The 7944-nt window shown below is 63.9% G+C and carries 9 protein-coding genes; 5 read left to right on the forward strand and 4 right to left on the reverse strand.

Annotated features, from left to right (window positions below):
• The coding region (locus tag MK313_RS17235) for a hypothetical protein (RefSeq protein ID WP_287783281.1) at window positions 1-581 on the forward strand (581 nt) is incomplete at its 5' end.
• 24 nt (window positions 582-605) lie between these two features.
• Here MK313_RS17235 and phaR read toward each other — a convergent pair.
• Both phaR and MK313_RS17245 read right to left on the reverse strand, forming a co-directional pair.
• A complete protein-coding gene (gene phaR / locus MK313_RS17240; protein ID WP_287783284.1) occupies window positions 606-1274 on the reverse strand; it encodes a polyhydroxyalkanoate synthesis repressor PhaR in 669 nt (222 codons plus the stop codon).
• A complete protein-coding gene (locus MK313_RS17245) occupies window positions 1274-1411 on the reverse strand; it encodes a hypothetical protein (protein ID WP_287783287.1) in 138 nt (45 codons plus the stop codon). Before MK313_RS17245 ends, phaR begins: the two co-directional genes overlap by 1 nt.
• A 412-nt stretch (window positions 1412-1823) precedes the next feature.
• On the opposite strand from MK313_RS17245, the gene MK313_RS17250 reads away from it, so the two are divergent.
• The 3 genes from MK313_RS17250 to phbB all read left to right on the forward strand — a co-directional run bounded on the left by MK313_RS17250 (window position 1824) and on the right by phbB (window position 5147).
• The gene (locus tag MK313_RS17250; RefSeq protein ID WP_287783289.1) at window positions 1824-2984 is read left to right on the forward strand and encodes an alpha/beta fold hydrolase; all 1161 of its coding nucleotides are present in this window, start codon (window positions 1824-1826) and stop codon (window positions 2982-2984) included.
• A 106-nt stretch (window positions 2985-3090) separates the two neighbouring features.
• Window positions 3091-4263: an acetyl-CoA C-acetyltransferase gene (locus MK313_RS17255; protein WP_287783291.1), complete on the forward strand. Its 1173-nt coding sequence runs from the start codon at window positions 3091-3093 to the stop codon at window positions 4261-4263.
• Between the two features lie 161 nt (window positions 4264-4424).
• On the forward strand, window positions 4425-5147 hold the full coding sequence (gene phbB, locus MK313_RS17260) for an acetoacetyl-CoA reductase (protein ID WP_287783292.1): 723 nt from the start codon (window positions 4425-4427) through the stop codon (window positions 5145-5147).
• A 20-nt stretch (window positions 5148-5167) separates the two neighbouring features.
• On the opposite strand, the gene MK313_RS17265 is transcribed toward phbB, so the two are convergent.
• Window positions 5168-5923 carry an alpha/beta hydrolase gene (locus MK313_RS17265; protein ID WP_287783295.1) on the reverse strand — a complete coding sequence of 252 codons (756 nt, stop codon included), beginning with the start codon at window positions 5921-5923 and terminating at the stop codon, window positions 5168-5170.
• 50 nt (window positions 5924-5973) lie between these two features.
• Here MK313_RS17265 and MK313_RS17270 point away from each other — a divergent pair, with 50 nt between their 5' ends.
• Window positions 5974-7170 carry a glycosyltransferase family 4 protein gene (locus MK313_RS17270; protein ID WP_287783297.1) on the forward strand — a complete coding sequence of 399 codons (1197 nt, stop codon included), beginning with the start codon at window positions 5974-5976 and terminating at the stop codon, window positions 7168-7170.
• A gap of 76 nt (window positions 7171-7246) precedes the next feature.
• On the opposite strand, the gene MK313_RS17275 is transcribed toward MK313_RS17270, so the two are convergent.
• The coding region (locus tag MK313_RS17275; RefSeq protein WP_287783298.1) for a hypothetical protein at window positions 7247-7944 on the reverse strand (698 nt) is incomplete at its 5' end.

Below are 7944 nucleotides of genomic sequence, written 5' to 3' on the forward strand. Positions count from 1 at the left end.
AGTCGCGGATTACGAAGCTCAGCCAGGAACGCAATTCCTACCGCGACGAGATTGCCTTCATCCGCCGCCATCAGGCCCGGCTGACGACCCTGCGCGGATATCTGTCGGGGACCTACCGCTGCCCCGACCGGGTGATCGCGAATCTCGACGGATTCGCGCTGAACCATCCACCCTCCAAGCTGAAGGTGATGTTCAAGGACCCGGATCGGCTGGGTATCGTCCGGGGCGCCAGTTTCCTGGGCCTCATCAAGAGTGGCGAGCGCAAGGAGGCGGTGGACAATTACAACAAGAATGTCCTGAAGGCGCTCGACGGCATGATCAGCGACCATCGCGCCTATCTGCACAGCATTGCCACCGACTGGCAGCAAAAACAGGACGAAACCAACCGCCTGATGGATGAGACGACCGAGGTCAAGAAGACGCTCGGCATCTTCCTGAAGGAGTTGCAGGTCGAGCATGTCCGCATCGGCAAGCAGATGCTGCCCGTGCATATCGAGCAGCTGCAATCGTCCGAGAAGAAGCTGGTCGAATGGCTGCAAAACCAGAAGGAAAGCGAAGTGGCGACCAGGCTGGAAGAGTAGCCTCCCCCAGCCTGGGTCTGAGTCCTATTCCTTGTCCTGCTTTGTGGCGGCCTTCATGGCCTCGGTCTGCAGGCGGACCATCGCCTCGATCTGATGCTGCAGATTGTCGATCTGCTCCTTCATCGCGCTGACCACCGGGTCGCTGGCGGCCGGCGACTCCGGCTTCGCGGCACCGGGCGCGGCATTCGGCGCAGACCCGGCGCCCCGGTTGGCCATGCCCTCCGCACCGAAGGGCGAGAACATGCGCATCGCGCTGTCCAGCATGGCCATGTTCTGCTTGCCCATCTCCTCCAGATTGGAGCCGAAGGGGAAGATGCCGCCGAACGTCTTGTCCATGTAGGAGCGCATGCTGTCCTGATTCCGGGAGAAGGACGACATGCTGTGTTCGAGATATTTCGGCAGCACCCATTGCAGGCTGTCGCCATAGAAGCTGATGAGCATCCTGAGGAAGCTGATCGGCAGCAGATTCTGCCCTTTCGACTCTTCCTCGACGATGATCTGCGTCAGCACGGAATGGGTGATGTCGTCGCCGGTCTTGGCGTCATAGACGTGAAATTCGACCCCGTCCTTCACCATCTGGCACAGATGGTCGAGGGTCACGTAGCTGCTGGTCGCGGTGTTGTAGAGCCGTCGGTTCGCATATTTCTTGATGGTGACGGTCTCGCCTTCCCCTTGCTTCTTCTTGTCGGCCATTAGGGACCTTTCCGGTTGCCTCCCTGGGCGCGTAACACGCTGTTGAGCGTGCCTTTCCGCCCAAAATCGCCCTTAAGGTCAGCCTTCTGTTTTTGCTTTGCAACAGAAATCTTGCTGCGCAGCATGATCCGCAGCATTGTCGCCTTCCGGGTCGGCTGCCGCTCGTCCGGAAGCGGATTCTGGCGATCCGGCGGTGGGGCTCTTATAGTGCGGTCATGGCAGACGACAGAGACGAAAACGGTATCGACGCAAAGCAACTGGCCGAGCAGTTCCTGGATTTGTGGCAGCAGCAGCTCGGCGCGCTGTCCCGTGACCCGGAATTCGCCCGTGCGGCCGGGCAGGGAATGCAGCTCTGGTCGCGTATGCTGGCCGATATGGCTTCGGGAACGGCTGCGGCTCCCGGCGCTTTTCCGGCACCGTTCGACGCTTTCTTCAACGCGATGAGGCCCGGCAGTGACGCGCGAACAGGACAGTCCGCCCCCACCTCGGCCCCAGGCGGAAACAAGGCTGGGACCAAGGCCGCTACCGCTGCATCTGGCGGTGGCTGCGATGACGCTGCTGACCTCACGCGGCGCCTTGCCGCTCTTGAGGAAAGGCTCGCTCGACTGGAGGCCGGAACTGGCGGCGACGGCACAAAGGCTGCGCCAAAGCGCCGAAGCCCTCGACGAAAGACAGGTTGAGCAGGCGCTCGACGCGGCGGCGGCACGGCGCTGGTCCGAGTTCCTGAAGGGCGTGCTGGCCTACCGCCGGCATGGCTACCGGCGCAGCCTGCCGGACGCCCGCACCGTTTGGCAGGAAGGCGCTACAAGGCTGCTGGCCTTCGCGCCGAAGGGTCGCCGCACCGGGCGGCCTGTGCTGGTCGTCCCCTCCCTCATCAACCGCGCCTATATTCTGGACCTGACGGAAGAGCGGAGCTTCCTGCGCGACCTCGCGGCGCGCGGCTTCCGGCCCTATCTGGTCGATTGGGGACAGCCGGGCGAGACGGAGCGCGGCTTCACGCTGGGCGACTACATCATCGGGCGGCTGGATGCGGCACTGAACGCTGTCCTGACCGAGACCGGCACGAGGCCGGCGCTGGTCGGCTATTGCATGGGCGGTACCATGTCGGTGGCGCTGGCGCAGCGGCGGCAGGCCGATCTCTCCGGCCTCGCCCTTCTGACGGCACCCTGGGATTTCCAGGCTGATCCGACGCCGATGATCGCGGCGCTGCCCGGCATGCTGCCGGGCCTGATGGGGGTGGTGGCGGCGCTGGGCGAATTACCGACCGATATCATCCAGTCGCTGTTCCTGGGGCTGGACCCGCATCTGGGCTACCGCAAGTTCCGCACCTTCGCCGGGCTGGACCCGGACTCCGCGAAAGCACATGCCTTCGTGGCGCTGGAGGACTGGCTGAATGATGGCGTGGCGCTGGCCGGCCCGGTCGCCCGCGAGTGCCTGGAAGGCTGGTACATCAACAATGACCCGGCCCGGGGCAACTGGCGTGTGGCGGGAGATGTTGTCGATCCCACAGCCATTCGCCTGCCGTCGCTGGCCATGGTCCCGGCGGATGACCGGATCGTGCCGCCGGCCTCCGCCCTGGCACTGGCCACGGCGCTGCCGGGCTGTACGGTGCTGCGCCTGCCGCTCGGCCATATCGGGATGATGGCCGGCGGAAGTGCTATCGAAAAGGTCTGGTCGCCGCTGGCCGACTGGCTGAAAAACCACGCCTGACAAGCCCTTAGGCGAGGCATTTGCGCCTTCGCTGCACTGCAACTATGGTAGCCGAAAAGTAACTGCACGGCGGACCACCAGCCGCCTATCTCAGGAGGAGTTAGCCATGACCGATGTTGTGATCGTCAGTGCCGCCCGCACCGCAATCGGCGCCTTCAACGGCGCGCTGGGCTCGCTGCCCGCGCATACGCTGGGCGAGGTTGCCATCCGCGAGGCGCTGGGCCGCGCGAAGGTCGATGCGGCCGAGGTGTCGGAGCTGATCTTCGGTCAGGTGCTGACTGCCGGCGCCGGCCAGAATCCGGCGCGCCAGGCCGCCATCGCCGCTGGCATCCCCAAGGAAGCGACGGCCTATGTCGTGAACCAGGTCTGCGGGTCCGGCCTGCGTACCGTGGCGCTGGGCTATCAGGCGATCCTTGCCGGCGATTCCTCCATCGTGGTGGCCGGCGGGCAGGAGAGCATGAGCCAGTCCACCCACTGCGCGCATCTGCGCAACGGCACCAAGATGGGCGACCTGAAGATGGTCGATACCATGATCAAGGACGGGCTGTGGGATGCCTTCAACGGCTACCACATGGGCAATACGGCGGAGAATGTCGCCAAGCAGTGGCAGATCAGCCGCGAGCAGCAGGACGAGTTCGCCGCAGCCTCGCAGCAGAAGGCGGAGGCGGCGCAGAAATCCGGCCGCTTCAAGGATGAGATCGTGCCGGTCACCGTTCCCAGCCGCAAGGGCGACATTGTTGTCGATGCCGACGAATATCCGCGCCATGGCACGACGATGGACACGCTGGCCAAGCTGAAGCCGGCCTTTGAGAAGGAAGGCAGCGTGACCGCCGGCAATGCGTCCGGCATCAATGACGGTGCCGCGGCGCTGGTGCTGATGAGCGCCGATGAAGCGGCAAAGCGCGGGCTGACGCCGCTGGCGCGCATCGCCTCCTGGGCGACGCGCGGTGTCGATCCGGCGGTCATGGGCACCGGGCCGATCCCGGCCAGCCGGGCGGCGCTGGAGAAGGCCGGCTGGAAGGCCGCCGATCTGGATCTGGTCGAGGCCAATGAGGCCTTCGCCGCGCAGGCCTGCGCGGTGAACAAGGATATGGGCTGGGATACGGCCAAGGTGAATGTGAATGGCGGCGCCATCGCGCTGGGCCATCCGATCGGTGCGTCGGGTGCCCGCGTGCTGGTCACGCTGCTGCACGAAATGCAGAAGCGCGACGCGAAGAAGGGCCTGACCACCCTGTGCATCGGCGGCGGCATGGGCATCGCCATGTGTCTGGAGCGGTAAGCTTTTACGCAGCCGACCCGAACAGCCGCCCTGGGCATCCGGGGCGGCTTTTTCGTGCCATTTGACCTCCGTCAATTGAAAGCTGCCGAACTCGTGTCATGATTAATGGGTAAATACCGCCTTGGACGAAACCAACTGGCGGACAGAACAGGGAGGATGGCATGGCGCGTGTGGCAATCGTGACGGGCGGAACGCGGGGCATCGGCAAGGCGATCTGCCTGGCGCTCAAGGACAAGGGCTACAAGGTTGCGGCCAATTATGGCGGCAATGACGAGCGGGCGAAGCAGTTCAGCGACGAGACCGGCATCGCCGCCTACAAATGGGACGTCTCCGACTTCAAGGCCTGTCAGGAGGGCGTGGCGAAGGTCACGGCCGATCTGGGGCCGGTCGATATCCTGGTGAACAATGCCGGCATCACCCGTGACGGCACCATGCACAAGATGTCCCATGACATGTGGCAGGAGGTGATCGACACCAATCTCGGCTCCTGCTTCAACATGTGCCGTTCCGTCATCGACAGCATGCGCGAGCGCAATTTTGGCCGCATCGTGAATATCGGCTCGATCAACGGTCAGGCCGGCCAGTACGGTCAGGTGAACTATGCCGCCGCCAAGTCGGGCATCCATGGCTTCACCAAGGCGCTGGCACAGGAAGGGGCGGGCAAGGGCATCACCGTGAACGCCATCGCGCCGGGCTATATCGATACCGACATGGTCGCCGCCGTGCCGGCCAACGTGCTGGAGAAGATCGTCGCCCGGGTGCCGGTCGGGCGGCTTGGCAAGGCGTCGGAGATCGCGCGCGGCGTGGTCTTCCTGGTGGATGACGAGGGCGGCTTCATCACCGGCTCGACGCTGTCCATCAATGGCGGCCAGCACATGTACTAGGGCACATGTGCTGTGGCGGCCTAGCCGTCCAGCATTTCCCCCACCGTCCGGCGCAGCAGGGCCAGATCCTGCTCGCGCGACAGGCGGTGGTCGCCATCCTTAACCAGCGACAGGCGGACATCCTCCGTCTCCAGCGCTTCGGCCAGCCGGACGGAGACCTGCCAGGGCACGTCCGGGTCGCGCATGCCATGCAGCAGCCTGACCGGACAGTGAAGCCGGATCGGGCCGCGCAGCAGCAGATGGTTGCGCCCATCCTCGATCAGCCTGCGGGTGATGATGTAGGGGTCGTCGCTATAGGCCGACGGTTCGGCATAGGCCCCCTCGCGCAGGATCGTCTCGCGAATCTCCGGCGAGAATTTCTCCCACATCAGATCCTCGGTGAAGTCAGGTGCCGCCGCGATGCCGACCAGGCCGGCGACACGCTCCGGCCGGGCGAGGGCGGTCAGCAGCATCAGCCAGCCGCCCATGGAGGAGCCAACCAGAATCTGCGGCCCCTCGGTCTGCGCGTCCAGCAGGGCGATGGCATCCTTCGCCCAGTCGCCGATGCAGCCGTCGGTGAAAGTGCCGCCCGAGACGCCGTGGCCGGCATAGTCGAAGCGCAGGAAGGCCTGTCCGCGCGCCTTCGCGAACGCCTCCAGCGCGACCGCCTTGGAGCCGGTCATGTCCGATTTGAAGCCGCCCAGAAACACGATGCCCGGAGTCTTGCCTGCCGTGCGTCGATAAGCGAGGCATTCCCCACCGGGACGGACTAGGGTATCGAAAGGTGTTTCGGTCATAAGACGGACCATCGTTGCGGAAGGGCGGCAGAAGGCCGGCACGGGAGAGAATGACGGACAGCGACCTTAACATTGATACAGCCATCGCGGACACCCCGGCGGACACTGGGCAGGAACCCCGCCGGCCCACCGTGCTGCAGGTGTTGCCCGGGCTGGTGACCGGCGGCGTGGAGCGCGGCACCGTCGATATGGCCGATGCGCTGGTGCGCGCCGGCTGGCGGGCGCTGGTCGCCTCCAGCGGCGGGCCGATGGTGCGCGAGCTGGAGCGGGTGGGCGGCGAGCACTTCACCTTGCCGCTGGCCAGCAAGAACCCGATCCGCCTGCGCAAGAACGCCACAGCGCTGGAAGAGCTGATCGCGAAGGAGGGCGTGGACATCGTGCATGCCCGCAGCCGCGCCCCAGCCTGGAGCGCCTGGTGGGCGACGCGGCGCACCGGCACGCCCTTCGTCACCTCCTTCCACGCGCCCTACAGTATCACCGGCCCGGTGAAGCGCTGGTACAATTCGGTGATGACCAAGGGCGACCGCGTCATCGCCATCTCGGAATTCATCAGCCGCCACATCCTCGACAATTACCCCATCGAGCCGGAAAAGCTGCGCGTGATCCCGCGCGGCGCCGACACCGCCATCTTCGACCCCGAGCGGGTGAGCGCCGAGCGCATGATCCAGCTGAGCGAGGCCTGGCGGCTGGAGGATGGCGTGCCGGTGGTCATGCTGCCGGGCCGGCTGACGCGCTGGAAGGGGCAGGGGGTGCTGATTGAGGCGATGGCGCATCTGCGCGACATCCCGGTGCTGTGCGTGCTGGTCGGCTCCGACCAGGGGCGCGTGCGCTACCGCGAGGAGCTGGAGGCGCTGACCGAGAAGCTGAACCTGAAGAGCGTGGTGCGCTTCGCCGGGGAATGCCGCGACATGGCGGCGGGCTACATGCTGGCCGATGTGGTTGTCTCCGCCTCCATCGAGCCGGAAGGCTTCGGCCGTGTCTCGGTCGAGGCGCAGGCGATGGGCAAGCCGGTGGTCGGCTCCAACCATGGTGGCGTGGCGGAGACGGTGCGCCCCGGCGAGACCGGCTGGCTGGTGCCGGCGGGCGACCCGGCGGCCCTGGCCGGCGCCCTGCGCGCGGCGCTGACGCTCGACAATGGCCAGCGCGAGCAATGGGCCGCCCGCGCCATCGCCCATGTCCGCGCCAACTACACCAAGGACCTCATGTGCGACCGAACGCTGGCCGTCTATGCGGAGCTGCTGGGGTAGGGGGTAAATTGCCGTCGGTTATATATTTTTAGGCTTATTTGGGAACAAGCCTCTGCAGGCCATCGGAAGATAGATATTATTCTTTGGGTTTTGCGGGATGCAGGTATAGGTACGCGAACTGGTCAGCTAAGCGTTTGTCAGCGTCACCGCGGTCTCCCCAGCCCTCGCGCCATTGTTTATGCTCAAGCTTGTCACCATACACTTCCCTAAGTTGCTCAAAAACGCGCTCAGGTGGAAGAAGGTCGGTCATCGCCTCATAGCCGTCACGGGTAAAGTCGCCGACTTGAATGGCTGCATCGCTTTGTGTTCTGGTGGCGAACTCTCGAAGAAATCTGACTACATGAAGTGGATCATTTTCCAAGGTTTTTATCAAATAATCCCTCATATTTTTATTTGTTTTTTCCGAACCATACAGCTTGATACAAACTAAAATTCGTACCAAGCGATAATCAGTGACATCAAACAAACTGCTTGCCGCCGCTTGTTCTGTTAGTCGGCGAAAAAGAATCTCAGCCAAAGGGGTTATATGCTCTGGTTCCAGATAACCTCTAAATTCTCCCGTTTTTTGTGGACGGAGACGAGCAAACCGGACCACCTCTGGGATAAACCGGAGGCTGTCGGTTTGGTTAGCTATCTCGGTCAGAAACTCGGATCGAGCATCTGGCTCTAGTCGTTGGACAAGATGAGAGACAAGACTGTAAGCGGTGTTTTGCGGCCACGTAGACATCAAGGTCGGTGGAACGGCACCACATTCTTGCCGCGTATGAAGGCGAT

Origin of the sequence: Oceanibaculum sp. (genome assembly GCF_022449305.1) — a bacterium.
Taxonomy (GTDB): Bacteria; Pseudomonadota; Alphaproteobacteria; order Oceanibaculales; family Oceanibaculaceae; genus Oceanibaculum; species Oceanibaculum indicum.

Bases quoted from the DNA above. Each gene is read 5' to 3' on its own strand.
- phaR (WP_287783284.1), bottom strand. From the start codon at position 1,274: ATGGCCGACAAGAAGAAGCAAGGGGAAGGCGAGACCGTCACCATCAAG.
- MK313_RS17245 (WP_287783287.1), bottom strand. From the start codon at position 1,411: ATGCTGCGGATCATGCTGCGCAGCAAGATTTCTGTTGCAAAGCAAAAA.
- MK313_RS17250 (WP_287783289.1), top strand. From the start codon at position 1,824: ATGACGCTGCTGACCTCACGCGGCGCCTTGCCGCTCTTGAGGAAAGGC.
- MK313_RS17255 (WP_287783291.1), top strand. From the start codon at position 3,091: ATGACCGATGTTGTGATCGTCAGTGCCGCCCGCACCGCAATCGGCGCC.
- phbB (WP_287783292.1), top strand. From the start codon at position 4,425: ATGGCGCGTGTGGCAATCGTGACGGGCGGAACGCGGGGCATCGGCAAG.
- MK313_RS17265 (WP_287783295.1), bottom strand. From the start codon at position 5,923: ATGACCGAAACACCTTTCGATACCCTAGTCCGTCCCGGTGGGGAATGC.
- MK313_RS17270 (WP_287783297.1), top strand. From the start codon at position 5,974: ATGACGGACAGCGACCTTAACATTGATACAGCCATCGCGGACACCCCG.